The sequence below is a fragment of the Sphingobium yanoikuyae genome, assembly GCF_013001025.1.
Taxonomy (GTDB): Bacteria; Pseudomonadota; Alphaproteobacteria; order Sphingomonadales; family Sphingomonadaceae; genus Sphingobium; species Sphingobium yanoikuyae_A.
In genome coordinates this window covers 176,323-192,729 of the sequence record NZ_CP053023.1, presented here as the reverse complement: position 1 = coordinate 192,729, position 16,407 = coordinate 176,323, and the positions used below count along the sequence as shown (strand labels likewise).

Here is a 16,407-nt window from a genome sequence, read left to right as displayed (position 1 = left end):
GTCTGGAGCCACAATAAGGGAACCGGCAACAGGTGCCATTTTTTTGCCCGGGCTTTCCAGACGCCGATCGACTGTCAGGCCATCTTCACGATCCTTCCTGCAAACATCGTTGGGCTACGCGCGCAGAAGCACGCAGCCGATCCGTTATGCCGCTGCTGGATAGCCGCGTTCGAAGCTCACTTCTTTGCGAAGGGCTGCCCAAGCGATCCGCGCCAGTTTATTAGCCAATGCGACGACGATTGCGTTGCGATGAACTCCTCGCTCGATCATTCCTGTCAACCAACGTCCCAGCGGGGTTTCGCTGCGCGCCAGTGACGGTAATGCTGCCCGGGCGCCATGGATGAGCAAAGTGCGCAAATAGGTGTTGCCACGCTTGGAGATGCCGAGCAGCCGGGGCTTGCCGCCGGTAGTATGTTGCCTGGGTACCAAGCCGAGCCAAGCACCCAAGTCTCGCGCTTTGGCAAAGCTGCTGGCATCGCCCACGGCTGCAATCAAAGCGGTTGCGTTCAACGTGCCGATGCCGGGGATGGACGTGAGCCGCCGGGCAGCTGCATCATTGCGAGCCAGTTCGACAAACTCGCCGTTCAGTGCCTCGACCTTGGTATCAAGTTCGTGCCATTCGGCGCGCAGTTCACCCACCAGTTGCTTCAAGCGTGGTGATAGGGCCGTATCTTCGGCGGCCAGCATGGCATCAATGCCCAACTCCAGCTTGCGCCGGCCGGCCGGAAAAATGGTCCCCCGCTCCAGGAGGATCGCCCGCAGTTGGTTGATAAGGTTTGTGCGCTCGGCTACCAGGCGGGACCTGACGCGGTGGAGGGTCTGGATGTCCAACTGCTCCTGAGTCTTGAGTTCGACGAAGCGCATAGTCGGGCGCGAGGCGGCCTCGGCAATCCCCTCCGCATCACGATCATCATTCTTCTGCGCTTTGACATACGGGCGTACGTACTCCGGCGACATCAATCTGATTTCGTGCCCCTGCGCGGCGAAAAGGCGACCAAGGTTGTGGGCACCACAGCACGCCTCCATTGCAATCACGCAAGCCGGAAGCTTGGTCACGTAATCGATAAGTGTCTGTCGGCGCATCGACTTACGCACGATGACAGCGCCTGCTGCATCAACGCCTACGACACTGCAGGCATTCTTGCCCAAATCAACGCCAAGGATAACAATAGACATCGGTCCGCTCCTTTCCTTTTCAAGCACCGGCATCATACCTGATGCCGGGGAAAAGGGGCGGGCCATCCCATAAGGGAGGGCCGAAGCCCTCCCGCTGCTCATTTGATGAGCTTGGCGAGTATCGGACCCGCCAGAGACGCTAGGCTGATGACCCCGAGCATGATGCTGAGGATCGTAAGCTGCGTTTTCAGGCCGTCGATCTTGCTCTCCAGCGCCTTGTTCTGCGCTTCCAGCGCGGCGTTCGCTTCCTTGATCTTGAGCGCCATAAACTCCTCTAGCTGCTCGACGACCGCCGTAGCTTGGTCATCACCTACCTTGATTGATTTCAGAGCCTTAAACAATGTCACTTGCATCCTGTTCTCCTTATCGTTGACGAACAGGAGTGTCGGACCATGGGCGCGTAGCGGCCCCGGCGGTCAGGGACCGCGAAGCGGCCGCGACAGCGGGCAACGGGGGAACCGAAATCCGCAGGATTTTGGGGGGACCGTTGATCCTTGACGGTCGGGGCTGAAACCCATGGTAAAATGCCAACTGTCGTAGAGAAGGAATATTCCCACCACCGTCGCCACGCCCTGCCTTCACCGGCCGCAGGCCGGTCTGGACAGGAGCTGCTGCGCGGCACGCGCGGCGCCGATTGCCGCGCCGCACCGGGGCGGCCCCCTTCCCAAGGGATCGCGGCCCGAAGGGCGAAGCGCGCGAGCGATTCCGCGCGGCCCTGGCCGCGTGCGATCCCGGCGCTGCCGGAACGAAAGGGGCGGGAGACTTGGGTAAGCCTCCCGCCGCACCATGATTGACCGGGGTTGTTTTCGCCTTCCCCCCGGTCGACCTAACTCTATCACGCCTCTCGCGTGAGCCAAGCCAGTTGCTCGCCGATGCCCATGCCCTCCATCGGCACGCTCGCCCGCTGGGCGATGCTCGGCCAGAGGGGATCGCGGTAAGTCCGCCCTGCGAGGACGATCAGCGGAGCGCGGGCGTCCACAGCGCGGGCCAGCTCGTCCAACACACGGGCGCCCCATAGGCGGCGCGCGCCAGCCCCCATCGCGCCAAGGGTGACATCATACGGCTCGATGACGGCGCTGGGGGCGATCAGGCCATGCTTGGCCGAAAGGATCAGCCACGGGGCGCCGGTGCGCTCGACATGGGCGCGGGCCTTGCGGAACCAAGGGGAGGCGTAGAGGTCGCGCGCCTCAGCCGCGTGGTCCAGCTTCGCGGCGACGCAGGCGACCAGATAGACGGGGAGCGGGGCGGGCGCTGTCTCGAGAACGGTTTCCGGCTCAAGGGCGCTTTCCGGGTCCATGTCGCCGAGCCATGGCGACACGGCCCATTTCGTCATGTCGCTCATCCACTTGTTGCTGATCGGCTTGCGCTCGGTCGCGTGGCTGATGGTCGGGCCTCCGAATAGATCGGGCTGCTCGCCTATGACGTGAACGGGTGGGATATAGCGGGGTTCGCGAACGCAATGGCGGGCCATGGTGGTGCCTCCGTCATCGGGAATGAAGCGGGGGGCCTAAGCCCCCCGCCGTGGATCAAGCGGCTTCGTCGATCTGCTCGTGATCGTCGTCCTGATCCTCATCGTCCCCAAACTCGTCGCCCTCGTCGTCTTCCTGTTCCTCCTCCTCGACGGGCAGAGGGGGCACGTTGCCGCTCTCCATGAAGTCGGGAAGCCAGTTCACGGCCTCGGCAACATCATCGGGATGAAGGCCGAGCAACTTGGCGTCCTGATCGTCGCAATTCGCGATGCGGGCGCAGAAGGCGGCGGTTTCGTTCCCCTTCATGCCCTTGGCTCGATCCGCCAGCCCCCAAGTGTCGAGAAGGGCCAGACGGGCCTTGTTCGAGAAGGTGGAGAAAAACGCCTCATCCAGTTCGACGGCATCGCGCCAACGCCCGAAACCCGGCTCCGCCTCGATGCAATTGGCAAGCTCGCGGACCATGCGGGGGGTGCGGCCCTCGGCATAGACCGATGTGGTAGCCAAGAGCATGTGTCCGGCGATCATGGCCGTCACCTTGTTCTTCTCGCTCGCGGGCAACTGACGGAACAGAATGAAGCCTTCGATGGGATCGCGCGTCGAAACCCACGCGCTCGATGCCAAGCCCTCCTTGGTGGTCAGCCATGCGGCCCGTTCGGGGCGGCTCCCGACAAGATCGTGAATCTTGGTCGTACCGTCCTCGTCATGCGTCAGGTCGTTGATCCCCTGATGCTCGCCATGGAAATAGACCGTATTCCCATAACCCGGCGTCGGGGTGAGAATGGTGCGGGCTTGCGAGAACAGCATGAAGTCGAGCGCAAGCGACGAACCCGCGCAAGCCGACTGCATCAACTCGGCCCGGATCATGTCGCGCCGGATCAGCATCATCACCTGCATATTGTCCTTGGACAGCCCGAAGCGCGCCCGCTCGGCCTCTCCCGGTGTCGGCTCGGGCTTGGGTCCACGCTGCCCGGTCGCCCCCTTGGGCAATTCCGCGCCCTTGGCAGCTCGATCCGCGAACCAAAGCTCGACGTCGAAAGTGCCGTCATTCTCGATGGACGCCACGGCCACGACCGCGCCCTTGCTGGGCAGGATGACGGTGCGCTGCGCGTCCAGCTCCGCCATCTCGGCCGTCAGTTTCTCGAAAGCCTCCTCCTGACCGGGCAGCGGCTCGTCATCCTCACCGATCATCGCGGCAAGGCGCTTCTCCATCGACGCATAGGTTTTCGCGGTAGCCTTGGGCAACGCGCCCCGCTTCTGCTCCCGGATGCGAAGTTCATGGTCGGTCGAGAGATAGCCATATTGCTTGATCTGCGGCGGGGAAGCGGCCCACGAAAACTGCAGGTCGGCAAGGCCCCACTTCTCGCCGAGCATCCGGCCATTGCGGACGATGTTATGCTCGTACCGATCCTTGTCCTCCTCGACGCGCTGCTCTGCGAGGTCGCGAAGCACATCGGGATTCTGGACGATCCCCGCACCATCCTGCGAAAACAGGTCGGCCTCGAAATCCCCGCCCGCTGCGCGATAGGCATCGACGCCGACATAGCGCATGAGCTTCGTCAATTCGTGGTCGCCGGAGTTCATCGCCTTGCGAATGGCATTGGCGTTCTTCTCGTGAGGCCGGGTCGCCTGCTGCTCCAACTGGCGATAGACCGCGATCTGTAGCGAGCGATCCTCGGTCGCGGCATATGCCTGCGCCTCGGCGTCCCCGATCTCCCCGGCGCTGTAGAGGTCCATGATTTCCGGGTGAAGATTGGCGATCCGCATGATCCGCGCGGTTCGGGCCACATCATAGCCGAACATCGCCCCCAGCTCCTCTAGGGTTGCTTCGGGGCGCTCGGCCCGAATGGCGGCAAAACCCTTATAGACATCGGGTAGCGACATCGCCTCGCGCGCGCGGTTCTCGGCCATGCTGATTTCCGTGACCTTGCTCAAATCATCGACCTTCATGCACGGAAAGGTCATGCCCTTCCGGCTCGGATCGGCCTCGGCCAGCGCGGTGAGAAGACGGCGACGGCGATCCCCGGCCACCACCTCATACCCCCCGGCCTCGCGAGGGATAACCACCATCGGCTGAATGAGACCGACGGACAGCAGCGAAGCGGAAACCTCGGCATCGCTCGCGGCGCTGGATGGCTTCTTGCGGACATTGAGGTCGCTGCGATGAAGCTGATCGACCGTCAGATGCAGGATCGTGGGCTTGGAAGTCTTAACCATGGTGCTGTTCCTTTCTCTCAATGAAGCCGAAGGCGATGGCTCCATCGACTTCTGGCCCTCGCCGAGAGCGGGGGGTGAATGTGCAAACCGGGGCCGATCGGGGGGGAGGGGGATCGCCCGCCCTGCACAAGCCGCAGGCGCGGAAGGGTGGGGAGACCGCCCCGATCGCCAAGCGAGCGCGCGGCACGCGCGGGAGACGGTCCAGCCCTTGCACAGAGGGGGGCGGCGCCCCCTTCGATCCGCGCGCCGAGCGCGCGCCCGATCTATTCGACGGGGAGCGGAGAAGGGATCGGGACTATAAGCGCCGCAAGAGTCCGCCGCGCGGATCTTGCGCCATTAGCCGTGGAATGTGAGGGGCAGGGCCTTGCCCTGGGCGATCGTCACGGCAGCTTGATAGGCATCGAGCCGCCCCGCAAACTCGGCGCGCTCCTGCGGCGTCATATCGGCCGCGTTGGGGGCATCAATCAGGGCGTCGATCGCACCAGACAGCGCGGCACCTGGGCCGAGTTCCCCGGCGCAGTCCAGAATGAACAGCGCCCGAAGCATGAGGTCCAATGCCTCGCGCTGCGGGGCAGGCAGGACACGGCGCGCAACGATGGGTGGGACAGTCATGGCATATGGTCCCCATCAAAAAGAGGAGCATAGCGCAAGTTGGTCAGCCGATCAGTGAGGATCGTATCCATGCTGGATATTGAACGCGATAACCAGCAACGAATGAGGCCGGCGCTCCTCGGGGAGCGCCGGCCTTCGATTTTTTGCCGGAACCGCTGTCTATGCTCTGTCGCACCGTCACCCCGGCTTGCGGATTGCCAAAATGACGGTGTTGATGTTGGTTCCGGCGTGGGCGAACGATCCTTCGGGAAGGTCGTGCCACTTCTTCCAGCCCCAGGACGGCTTGCACTGATCGACGATCTTGTGGAGCGCGCGGTGCCGTGCATCCTCCCGAAACTCGGCGCGGGCGCTCATGACAGCGATCAGCACGCCCCCCGGCTTCAGGAAAGCGAAGGCATGGCGGACATGATCGCAATCACGCCCGCGATCAAAAGGCGGGTTCATGACGATGCGGTCATAGATCGGCCTCGGTTTGAGGCTGAGGAAATCTGCCTCGCGCACATCGCCGAAGCCGTGCAGGACGCGCAGCTCGTGCGCCATGCCCGGCTGTATCTCGATGCAGGCGACATTTCCGCCAGCCTCGCGCGCGGCCTTCGCCAGCATCCCGGTCCCGGCGCTGGGTTCCAGCACACCCATGCCCCGCCCGATCTCGGCGAGGCGGATAACCTGCGCCGCGACGGCATCGCTCGACATGAACGCGCCGAAATCCTTGGCGTGGGTCATGTGGAATTGCGGGGCATCGTCCGCCTCGGTGTTGTCGTAGGCATCGCCGATTGCTTCGCCATAATGCTCGGCGAGCAAGAGGTTCACCCGCTGCAAGAGGTCTTTGCGCTCGAACCACAGGTGCAGATTACCGTTCCCGAAGACGCGGACCCGGAAATAATCGCCCTCGATGACGAAGGGGGTCGCCTCGCGCGTATCGGTGATGCGGCGCGCGATGCTGGCGCTTTCAGGAACCGGCCCCAGCTCGTCCAGCTCGCGGAAAACCCGCTCGACATCGCGCAGAGTGTCCCGTCGATTATAGTCGGTCCAGTAGGACCGGCTGTCGCTCAAGGCGCGTTCAATGATGAGACGGCTGCCGATCTTGAAGCCATCATGCGAGCGAAAGCGCCGGTCCAGCGCCGAAAAGGTATTGGCGATGCCGCGCAGATAGAGGCCGCGCCGGTTCTCCCAAATATGGCCGAAGGTGTTGGCGCAATTCTCAGACGTGAAGGCGGGCGGCGTGTCGTTGATCCCCTTGTAGAACTCCTCTCGGGCCTGCCGGTCGAGAAGCTGGTCGAATCCCAGCGTTTCGAGAAGGTGCCGCCAGCATCGCCGATCCATGGCGACGGTGATTTTCGCGCGGAAATGGTCGCGTCCGCTGACGCTGCTGACCGCGCCAGTTTCCCGGTCGCGGGTGTTGTGCGGGGCGGCGCTATGGAACGCGCGCGTCAGGCCGCTATCGCTGTAGCGGTCATCCGCAGGAATGGGCAGGCTGATGCCCCCGGCGAAGCAAAGCCCATTGGCAGCATCGGTGAGAGCGTGGAAACTGTCGTAAGCCTCAAGCCATTTGGCAATCGCGGCGTCCCGGCCTGCGGTGATCTCGTCGATCTGGACGCGGTTCATCAATTCGTTGGTCATGCTTGATCCTTCGGGAACGGGGCGCGCAGGATCGGCCCGCGCGTGCTGGGTCAGTCGAAAATGGAAGCGCCGAAGCCGAAGCCTTCGGCCGCGTCCTCGATGGTGGTCACAAGGCCGTCGAAATCCTCTTCGGGGCCGAGCAGGTCCGCGATCTCGATCACGCGCGCGAGGTCCGCGCCGTGGTTGTCGGCGAGGTCGCGAAGATAGCCGTAGCGGTCGAACGCGCCGTCTTCCTCGTATCGTTCAAGGTCGATGGTCCGTTCGGCGTTAAGACGTAGGACGGTCGCGAGCGGAATGCCCTCGGGGCTGGTCAATGCCTGCGGCATGGGAGATTCCTTTCCTTTGGGAAAGGCGGGGCGGCGAGGGGGCCGCCCGCGCCGGTCTATCAGTATTCGTAGGCCCACATGATCGTCAGGACGCGGGCTGTGACTGCCGGGTCAGCCGGGTTCGCCGATCCCCACTCAAGAGAGGGGTCGTAATAGTCGATTTTGAAATAGCAGACGGCTTCCTGCCACTCGAACCGTCCGAAATCCCGCTCGGGGCTGTCAGGGCTGAAGGCGTCAAAATCGCGCACAGTCCGGAGCAGCTCGGCCCGCTTGCGCCATCCGCTCCACGTCGTCACGTCGCCGATGCCCCCGGCGATCCCCGCCGTCATGACGATGCGATCAAGGCCGGTCGGCTTCGTAATGTTAGCCCGCAACGTGTCGTTCAGCGCGGCGATGCGTTCGATATGCGCGGCGCGGTCGGGAGCGTTCTGCATGGTGTTTCCCTTTCTGGAATAGAGCCGAAGGCGATGGCTCACATCGACTTCTGGCCCTCGCCGAGAGCGGGGGGTGAATGGGCAAATGGGGCCGATCGGGGGGGAGGGGGATCGCCCGCCCTGCACAAGCCGCAGGCGCGGAAGGGTGGGGAGACCGCCCCGATCGCCAAGCGGAGCGCGTCACGCGCGGAGACGGTCCAGCCCTTGCACAGAGGGGGGCGGCGCCCCCTTCATCCTCAGCGCCGCCAAAGCGGTGCCGTCGGTATTGCGGCATTCTGCCGCGCAGCGTCACGGCCGCGGCCAACTTGGCGTCACCTCAAGGTTTGTGCGCCAGACAACGATTTGGCAGACATAATGCGAACATCGGCTAATTAGCGAGCTTGAGGCGCGACATGGGATCGTTGAGCTGGCGGAATTCACCGCCAGGCGGACGCTCCGCCTGCCCTCAAAGGCAGCCGCCGGGCAGGCTACGCCGCGGGGTACGATGCTACTGACATGGCCAAGCCTTCGCTAACGAGCGTTCAGCTCCGGCCACCATATGAACACTCATAAAATAGCTATTCTGCTCCGCCCAGCGTAAATATGCCGCGCGCAGCGCCGATCGGTCATAGCGTGGAGCGCGGCATTCCGCTTTTCGCGCGACGATCATCATGTCGAGCACGCCTTGGAGGTAAGCGCCGCATCGCGGCTCATTCGCTTGACAGCTTACGAACAACGCCGAGCCCGTCGCCGACGCGGGTTCGGTTTGGCCGATCGCACTATCAGGCAGGGCGGCCAAAGCGGCGCATAACAATATCCATCGCCTTGGCCGCATTTTCGTCTCCTATTCCGCAGTATCATTTCGGAAGGGGCGCACGGCCCTCGACGGCCGGCGCCCCGTGCTGATCCATCATTCGCGGCCGAGCACCTGGCCTTCGGGCGTGACGAACAGTTCGATCGTCTTTCCGTCGCTGTTCTTGCCCTTGATTTCATAGAGCGTGCTTCCGTCCGCCTTTCGGGTGACTTGCTCCGCTTTGCTTATTGACGCGAGTTGCGCGCGTGCCGCGTTCATCGCGGCCTCGGGCACCTGAGCAAGCGGGATGTCTCGTTCGCTGTGCTTGCCGATTATCCGGTTTTCGTTCGCCTCGTGGTTTTGCGCGATCGCCACGCCCGCGATCGCCAGCGCGGCCGCGCCCACGCTTGCGACAACAGTGAGAGTTCGTTTGCTAGCCATGTTCCATTCCACTTCCTGCATAAGGGCCGTGGGGTCGGGCGGGCGGCGGTTACGGCCCAATGAGCCGTCGTCCGAGTTCAACTCCTCTGATTGTTCATCCTGTCGAGCGCCGCGCGCAGCCCACGGGCGAGCTTGGCTGCGTCGTCGTTGGCCCAGAAGTGCATGAAGAACAGCCGCGGCTCGTCGTTTAGCATATGATTATGCAGCGCCGTGACCTCGATCCCGTTCGTCCGCAGCACGCGCAGGACCGGATCGACCTCGTTTGCGACAAGTACGAAATCGCCGGTGATGGCGGCTCGGCCGTCCCCGGTTGGCTGAAAGTTGATCGCGGTCGCCGTGCCCATCGTCGGCGGAGTCTCCATATCGCCGTCCATCAGCCGCTCGGCGCGCGGAAAGCTGTATTGGAGGATGCCACCGGCCGTCTTGCCCTCACCGCCCATCAACCGGTTGAGCGGGGCCACATCGAGGTCGAGCCGCGATGCGGCTGCGCTGGCCGAAGGCGATTGCGGCGCGGCGAGCGGGGTCCGACTGGCTGATAGCGCTTGCCGGAGCGCGGCCGCGAGCTTCACCGGGTCGCCGTGGCCGGCAATGTGCATGTACATGGTCGCAGGCGAAGAGCGGAGCAGGTGATTGTGGAGCGCGGTGATCGTAAAACCGCTTGCGAGCAGGCGGCTCAAAACGGGGTTCACCTCGTCGTGGGTCAGCACGAGATCGCCCATCACCATCGCCTCGTCGCCCATCGGCTGAAACGCCGCCCAAGAGCCGAGCGCGAGGGAGGGCTTGATCGTCACCCCATCCAGCGTGACGCTCAGGTCCGAACGCGGGAAGCTGTAGCGGTGAACGCCCCCCGGCTGTTCGGCCCCCGCTCGTCCTATCGCCCGGTCGACAGCCGACCAGTCCGGCGCTGCCCATGCCGGGCTTGCCAGCAGGAGGCTGGCGAATCCCAAGGCGATGGTCTTTTTCAGCATAATTGATCCTTCATCAGCGCACTCGACACGGAAAGCCTCACGTCATGCGAGCGCGCCGCCGGCGAGCCGCGACATTACGCTCCGGTTTCTTTCTTCGGGATAAGCAGTCCTATGCTCATGAGGCTTGTGATGCAACCCTTACACTTGTAGGCTAGTGACGATACAACTATGACAAACACACAAGCTTCCCCTTGGTTGCTCCTGATCCCGCAGCTTCCGGCTAAGCCTGCCTATTTGCGGGTGAAGGTCTGGCGGCGTTTGCAGGCGATCGGGGCCGCGCCGCTCAAGAACGCCGTCCATGCGCTCCCCAATCGCGAGGACACGCGCGCGCTGTTCGAAGAACTGCATCGCGAGATCACCGAAAATGGCGGCGAGGCGCTGATCCTCGAAGCGCGCCTTGTCGGCGGCATGGGCGATGCGGAGCTGCGCGGAGTGTTCGACGCTGCGCGTGACGCCGACTATGAGGAGTTGGCACGCGAGGCGCGCGCGCTGTGTGAGGGCGAGTATGTCGCGGCGGCGGATGTGGGCCGCCTGCGCAAACGCCTGAACGAGGTCGCCGCGATCGACTTTTTCGGTGCGCATGGTCGGCAGGCGGCACAGGCCGCCATCACCGAGGCGGACCGCCGCTCTCACCAACATCCCGATGTGAGCGGCCCCGGTGCGCCCGAGCTGACCCCGGCGGAGCTAAAGCGCCGCGTTTGGGTGACGCGCCGCCATGTCCATGTCGATCGCATCGCGTCCGCCTGGCTCATTCGCCGCTTCATCGACCCCGAGGCGAGCTTCAAGTTCGTCGAGGGCAAAGGATATGTGCCGGAGCCTGACGAACTGAGGTTCGACATGGCGGACGCTGAGTTCACCCACGAAGGCGACCGCTGCTCCTTCGAGACCTTGGTGTTCCTCACCGGTCTCGAGACCGACCCCGCGCTGCGGGCGCTCGGCGAAATTGTTCACGACCTTGATATTGCCGATGCTCGGTTCGAGCGCCCGGAAACTCCGGGAGTGAGCGCGCTTATCGCCGGCATCTGTGCCGGCACCGACGACGACGAGGAGCGGATCGCGCGCGGATCGACCGCGCTCGACGGATTCTATGCTCACTTCACCCGGCGAAAAGAGGACTAAAGATGGAGGCCAGCGCACGCGCTGAAATCGCAGTCGAGACGCTGCACGAGCACGGCATCAGCTTTGGCGAGGCGGTGCGCGTCTGGATCAGGGTCGCGCTGCTCAGCTTCGGCGGACCGGCGGGCCAGATAGCGGTGATGCATCGCATCCTGGTCGAGGAGAAGCGCTGGATCGGCGAGGAGCGGTTCCTCCACGCGCTCAACTATTGCATGCTGCTGCCCGGCCCTGAAGCGCAACAGCTAGCTGTCTATATTGGCTGGTTGCTCCATAAGACCAAGGGCGGCCTGGTCGCGGGCGCGCTATTCGTGCTGCCCGGCTTCCTCGCGATTTTAGGGCTCAGCTATGTCTATGTGCTGCTCGGCGAAGTGCCGCTGGTCGAGGGATTGTTCTTCGGATTGAAGGCCGCCGTGCTGGCGGTGGTGCTACAGGCGGTGGTCCGGGTGGGTTCGCGTGCCTTGAAGAACAACGTCATGCGCGGTTTTGCCGCGCTGGCGTTCGTCGCGATCTTCGTGCTCGACGTGCCCTTCCCGCTGATCGTGCTTGCCGCCGCGCTGATCGGCTTCTTCAGTGGCCGCGCTGGTTACGCCGCATTCAAGGGCGGCGGCGGACATGGTCCCGCCGGCGCTGAGATAATCCACGACCGCGACACCGCTCTTGGCGAGGGCCTTCCCGACCATGCCCGGCCGAACCTCTCTTGGTCGCTGCGCATCTCCGGCGTCCTGCTGCTGCTCTGGCTCGGGCCGGTCGCAGCGCTGCTGTTCGCGTTCGGCCCCGACGACGTGTTCAGCCGCATCGCCACCTTCTTCAGCCAGATGGCGGTGGTGACCTTCGGCGGCGCCTATGCGGTGCTCGCCTATGTCGCGCAGGAGGCAGTCGAGACCTATGGCTGGCTCCAGCCCGGCGAGATGCTCGACGGGCTCGGCATGGCCGAGACCACGCCCGGGCCGCTGATCATGGTGACGCAGTTCGTCGGCTTCCTCGCGGCCTTCCGCGAAGCGACCGGGCTGCCGCCGCTCGTCGCCGCGACCTTCGGCGCAATCCTCACCACCTGGGTTACCTTCCTGCCATGCTTCCTGTGGATCTTCGCCGGCGCGCCATTCATCGAGCGGCTGCGCGGCAACCGCGCATTGTCGGCCGCGCTTTCGGCGATCACCGCCGCAGTGGTCGGCGTGATCCTCAATCTGGCGGTCTGGTTTGGTATCCACACTCTGTTCGAGCAAGTCCGCGAAGTGCCGTTCGCAGCCGGCACCATCGATCTCCCAGTCCTAACGTCCGTCAACTGGCCGGCGCTGGCGCTCGCGGTGGGTGCGATACTCGCCATGTTCCGGTTCAAGGCCGGCATGCTGCCGGTGCTCGGCGTCTGCTCGGTCCTCGGGGCCGCATATGTAATGATCATCTGAAGGAGTGACGCGTGACGATCGACCATCTTTCCCGACGCAGTGCAATCGCAACTCTTGGCATCGGAGCCGCCGCCATGACTATCAACGAAGCCTCTGCGCAGACGCCGGCCGCAGCGCCGGCGGCTGTCCCCGCCTTTGCCGGAAATCATCAGGTCAAGCCGCTCAGGTTCAATCCCGCCAGGCTTCACGGCCTCTCCGAAAGGCTGATCACATCGCACCACGAGAACAATTATGCGGGCTCGGTCAAGGCCCTGAATATGATCGAGACACGACTTGCCGCCGCGCTCGCTGACACGGACCTGCCGCCGGTGGTCTATGGCGGATTGAAGCGCGAGGAGCTGCACCGCACCGGCTCGGTCGTGCTCCATGAGGTCTATTTCGACGGGCTCGGCGGCAACGGCCAGGCAGCCGGTTCCATCCGCGACGCGCTGGGCGCGGCGTTCGGCTCGTTCGACCGCTGGGAAGCCGACTTCCGCCGTACCGGGATGAGCCTTGCCGGCGGATCGGGCTGGTGCGTGCTCGTCTACAATCTCCACACGCGCTCGCTGCACAACCATTGGGCGTGGGATCATATGCACGGTGCGATTGCCGGCGTGCCGCTGCTCGCGCTCGATATGTACGAGCACAGTTTCCACATGGATTACGGCACCGCCGCCGCCAAATATGTCGACGCCTTCTTCCGCAACATCGACTGGGAAGTGGTCGACCGGCGCTATGCCGCGGCTTTGCGCGGCGGCGGCTGAACCCGACCGCCGTGGCTTAACACCCACTGCTGCGCGACACCTGAGTTCGCGACCACAAAGGGGACAGGTCCGATGGGGAGATGCAACAATGACATCCGGCCCGAACATCGCTCTTCTTTAGCGTGGGCAAGCAGCCGAGTGGACGCATCGCTTTCATGAAGCCCGGCAGTGGCCGATAATGCAGGCCTTGCGGGCGCTCGGGGCGACCGCAAGGCCTGTACTGTACAGGGACGAGGCGGTTCGCGAGATTCGGGACGAGCTGCTGTCGTGCGACGCAGTGCTGGTCTGGGTGAATCCGTTGGACATTTCAGGCGACCGCTCGCAGCTCGATCCAATGCTGCGCGAAGTCGCGGGGTGCGGCGTTGTCGTCAGCGCGCATCCTGACGTGATCGCCAAAATCGGCGTCAAGGAAGTGCTCTACACAACGCGATCCATGGAATGGGGCAGCGATGTCGATCGATACGTGGACGCTGAAGGCCTTCGCGCTCGTTTCCCCGAACATCTTGCCGCAGGCCCGCGCGTGCTGAAGCCGAACTACGGCAACGGCGGCAGGAATGTATGGCGTGTCCAACTAGACGAAGCGGGAAACGCTCCGGCTTTGAAAACGTCGGTGAAAGTTCAAGAGGCCCGCCAAGGAAGCAAATCGGAGCGCATCAGCCTAGCCGAGTGCTTGGAAAGGTGGGTGCCGTTTCTAAACGACGGCGGCGTGCTGATCGATCAGGCTTATCAGCCGCAGTCGTCCGAGGGCATGGTCCGCTGCTACGTGTGCGGGCACCGAGTGGTTGGCTTTGGGCACAACCTGATCACTGCGCTGATGACGCCAACGGCCATTGATACAACGTCGTCAACCCCACAGCCGATGGGCCGCGCTATGTTCGGACCGGAGGTGACGCGCTTCGCAGCCTTACGGAAAGCGATGGAGGATCGCTGGATTCCAGAGATGCAAAGGTTGCTGTCGATCGCCGACCACGATCTTCCGCTTCTTTGGGACGCCGACTTCCTATTTCGCCTTGGTGAAGCCATCAGCGATGGCTCCTATGCGCTTTGCGAGATCAATGCTAGTTCGGTTGCACCATTTCCGCCAAGCGCCGTCCAGCCAGTCGCCGCAGCGGCAATCGGTCGCGCTCTTGCCATTCGTTTGACGAAGGAGACCTCCAATCCTCATTGATATGATTCAAGCAATTCAAGAGACGTGACATTGGTCGTATCAATCAGACAAGCCTAAGGGTGAGCGAGGCTGGGTGAAACCGGCTCAGGTGGCAGCGCGGAGATACTGGTAGAGGGTTTCGCGACTGATCCCCAGGTCACGGGCGATGACGGCCTTGCGCTCGCCGTCATCAACACGGCGGTGCAGCTCGGCGACCATTTCGTCGGAGAGGGAACGTTTCCGCCCGCGATAAGCACCGCGTTGTCTGGCGACCGCAATGCCTTCGCGCTGCCGCTCCCGGATCAGGGCGCGCTCGAATTCGGCGAACGCACCCATGACCGAGAGCATCAGGTTGGCCATCGGAGAATCCTCGCCCGAGAAGGCCAGGCTTTCCTTCACGAACTCGATCCGGACGCCTCTTTTGGTGAGGGACTGAACCAGTTTGCGCAGATCGTCGAGATTACGCGCCAATCGATCCATGCTGTGGACCACGACGGTGTCACCCTCGCGGGCGAAGGCGAGCATGGCATCGAGTTCGGGGCGGTTGATGTCCTTGCCCGATGCCTTGTCGGTGAAAATCCGGTCGAGCGACTGCCCGTCCAACTGGCGATCGACATTCTGATCGAATGTGCTCACCCGGACGTAACCGATCCTCTGGCCTTTCATCGCCGCCTCCGGTCAAAATGTCAGGTTGAATTCTATGACACGGCGGAACATGCGTCAATAAATGCTTGCCATAACCCTATCCTGACAGAAACCGCCGCTGCATCCTGACGTCCGGTTAGGCTATACTCTAGATTGACGCTAGCCTGTCGCTCTCGACTCGGGATGGAGGCAGGATGGCGCGGCGGCGATTATTGACCGGAGAAGAAAGGCGTCGCCTGTTCGATATCCCCCATGACGAAACCGCGATCGTCGGCCACTAGGCTCTGTTGCAAAGATTGGCGGCAGTCAGAGGTAGGCTGTCGCTCTGCGCCGATCAGGCGGCTGCTGCGAAATGGTGGTTGAGCATGCCCATGGCCTCCGTCAGCGCCGAGGGCCCAATGCCAAAAGCTCTCTCCACAAGGCGCACCTCGCCCCTGATGCCGGGCTGCAGGCACCAGGGGCGAGCCTGTCCTTTGCGCAGGGCTCGCATGACTTCGAATCCCTTGATCGTGGCATAGGCCGTGGGGATCGATTTGAAACCGCGCACCGGCTTGATCAGTATCTTGAGCTTTCCGTGATCGGCCTCGATCACGTTATTGAGATACTTCACCTGCCGGTGGGCCGTCTCCCGGTCCAGCTTTCCTTCGCGCTTCAATTCGGTGATCGCTGCACCATAGCTCGGCGCTTTGTCGGTATTGAGCGTGGCAGGCTTTTCCCAGTGCTTCAGGCCTCGCAGGGCCTTGCCCAGGAACCGCTTCGCTGCCTTGGCGCTGCGGGTCGGCGACAGGTAGAAATCGATCGTGTCGCCCCGCTTGTCGACTGCCCGGTACAGGTAGGTCCACTTGCCCCGCACCTTGACGTAGGTTTCATCCAGGCGCCAGCTCGGATCAAAGCCACGCCGCCAGAACCAGCGCAGCCGCTTCTCCATCTCCGGGGCGTAGCACTGGACCCAGCGATAGATCGTCGTATGGTCGACCGAAATGCCGCGTTCCGCCAGCATTTCCTCAAGGTCGCGATAGCTGATCGGATAGCGACAATACCAGCGCACCGCCCACAGGATCACATCACCCTGGAAATGGCGCCACTTGAAATCCGTCATCGTTCCGTCCGTCCAATCTCCGCCAAGCATGCTCAAGCTTCACGATTTTTGCAACAGAGCCTTCGTAACGCATGTTCTTCTCCCTTGGAGCGACCCTTGGCTCATTGCCTGATCGGTCGCTCAAGTTGCTCGGTCCAGCAATGTGCGGCGGGAGGCGGAGAACGCGCCCAGCCATGATCGCGGCGAGCGCGAACAAGCCTCCCGCACTGTTTTGCGCCTCGC

General features: G+C 63.3%; 17 protein-coding genes. 4 read left to right on the top strand and 13 right to left on the bottom strand.

Going from position 1 to position 16,407, the window contains the following annotated elements; translation table 11 throughout:
• Nucleotides 1–144: 144 nt before the first annotated feature.
• The 11 genes from HH800_RS28055 to HH800_RS28010 all read right to left on the bottom strand — a co-directional run bounded on the left by HH800_RS28055 (nt 145) and on the right by HH800_RS28010 (nt 10,032).
• Nucleotides 145–1,176 (bottom strand): IS110 family transposase, encoded by a 1,032-nt coding sequence (locus HH800_RS28055; RefSeq protein WP_020818605.1) that lies wholly within the window; start codon nt 1,174–1,176, stop codon nt 145–147.
• 98 nt (nt 1,177–1,274) lie between these two features.
• On the bottom strand, nt 1,275–1,529 hold the full coding sequence (locus tag HH800_RS28050) for a hypothetical protein (protein WP_017980881.1): 255 nt from the start codon (nt 1,527–1,529) through the stop codon (nt 1,275–1,277).
• Nucleotides 1,530–2,011: 482 nt separating this feature from the next.
• A complete protein-coding gene (locus HH800_RS28045; RefSeq protein WP_017980880.1) occupies nt 2,012–2,647 on the bottom strand; it encodes a DUF6884 domain-containing protein in 636 nt (211 codons plus the stop codon).
• A 55-nt stretch (nt 2,648–2,702) separates the two neighbouring features.
• On the bottom strand, nt 2,703–4,859 hold the full coding sequence (locus HH800_RS28040) for a ParB/RepB/Spo0J family partition protein (protein WP_017980879.1): 2,157 nt from the start codon (nt 4,857–4,859) through the stop codon (nt 2,703–2,705).
• A 336-nt stretch (nt 4,860–5,195) separates the two neighbouring features.
• The gene (locus HH800_RS28035; RefSeq protein ID WP_169863544.1) at nt 5,196–5,405 is read right to left on the bottom strand and encodes a hypothetical protein; all 210 of its coding nucleotides are present in this window, start codon (nt 5,403–5,405) and stop codon (nt 5,196–5,198) included.
• Between the two features lie 243 nt (nt 5,406–5,648).
• Nucleotides 5,649–7,091, bottom strand: a complete 1,443-nt coding sequence (locus tag HH800_RS28030; RefSeq protein ID WP_017980877.1) for a DUF4942 domain-containing protein — start codon at nt 7,089–7,091, stop codon at nt 5,649–5,651.
• A gap of 50 nt (nt 7,092–7,141) precedes the next feature.
• The gene (locus HH800_RS28025) at nt 7,142–7,417 is read right to left on the bottom strand and encodes a hypothetical protein (protein ID WP_017980876.1); all 276 of its coding nucleotides are present in this window, start codon (nt 7,415–7,417) and stop codon (nt 7,142–7,144) included.
• A 59-nt stretch (nt 7,418–7,476) separates the two neighbouring features.
• Nucleotides 7,477–7,851, bottom strand: coding sequence for a DUF3768 domain-containing protein (locus HH800_RS28020; RefSeq protein ID WP_017980875.1), 375 nt, complete (start codon nt 7,849–7,851; stop codon nt 7,477–7,479).
• Nucleotides 7,852–8,338: 487 nt separating this feature from the next.
• Nucleotides 8,339–8,665: a Rap1a/Tai family immunity protein gene (locus tag HH800_RS29675; protein ID WP_223178489.1), complete on the bottom strand. Its 327-nt coding sequence runs from the start codon at nt 8,663–8,665 to the stop codon at nt 8,339–8,341.
• 75 nt (nt 8,666–8,740) lie between these two features.
• Nucleotides 8,741–9,145: a PepSY domain-containing protein gene (locus HH800_RS28015; protein ID WP_235682163.1), complete on the bottom strand. Its 405-nt coding sequence runs from the start codon at nt 9,143–9,145 to the stop codon at nt 8,741–8,743.
• Nucleotides 9,142–10,032: a DUF1259 domain-containing protein gene (locus HH800_RS28010; protein ID WP_042490969.1), complete on the bottom strand. Its 891-nt coding sequence runs from the start codon at nt 10,030–10,032 to the stop codon at nt 9,142–9,144. Before HH800_RS28010 ends, HH800_RS28015 begins: the two co-directional genes overlap by 4 nt.
• A gap of 168 nt (nt 10,033–10,200) precedes the next feature.
• On the opposite strand from HH800_RS28010, the gene HH800_RS28005 reads away from it, so the two are divergent.
• The 4 genes from HH800_RS28005 (at nt 10,201) to HH800_RS27990 (ending at nt 14,462) form a co-directional block, all read left to right on the top strand.
• Nucleotides 10,201–11,151 carry a chromate resistance protein ChrB domain-containing protein gene (locus HH800_RS28005; RefSeq protein WP_025160483.1) on the top strand — a complete coding sequence of 317 codons (951 nt, stop codon included), beginning with the start codon at nt 10,201–10,203 and terminating at the stop codon, nt 11,149–11,151.
• A 2-nt stretch (nt 11,152–11,153) separates the two neighbouring features.
• Nucleotides 11,154–12,551: a chromate efflux transporter gene (gene chrA / locus HH800_RS28000; protein WP_017184237.1), complete on the top strand. Its 1,398-nt coding sequence runs from the start codon at nt 11,154–11,156 to the stop codon at nt 12,549–12,551.
• Nucleotides 12,552–12,625: 74 nt separating this feature from the next.
• Nucleotides 12,626–13,294 carry a superoxide dismutase gene (locus HH800_RS27995; protein ID WP_017184236.1) on the top strand — a complete coding sequence of 223 codons (669 nt, stop codon included), beginning with the start codon at nt 12,626–12,628 and terminating at the stop codon, nt 13,292–13,294.
• Nucleotides 13,295–13,472: 178 nt separating this feature from the next.
• Nucleotides 13,473–14,462, top strand: coding sequence for a Cj0069 family protein (locus HH800_RS27990; RefSeq protein ID WP_062770847.1), 990 nt, complete (start codon nt 13,473–13,475; stop codon nt 14,460–14,462).
• An 84-nt stretch (nt 14,463–14,546) separates the two neighbouring features.
• On the opposite strand, the gene HH800_RS27985 is transcribed toward HH800_RS27990, so the two are convergent.
• Nucleotides 14,547–15,107, bottom strand: a complete 561-nt coding sequence (locus HH800_RS27985; RefSeq protein ID WP_017184234.1) for a recombinase family protein — start codon at nt 15,105–15,107, stop codon at nt 14,547–14,549.
• 313 nt (nt 15,108–15,420) lie between these two features.
• A complete protein-coding gene (locus HH800_RS27980) occupies nt 15,421–16,185 on the bottom strand; it encodes an IS6-like element IS6100 family transposase (RefSeq protein WP_001389365.1) in 765 nt (254 codons plus the stop codon).
• Nucleotides 16,186–16,407: the final 222 nt, after the last annotated feature.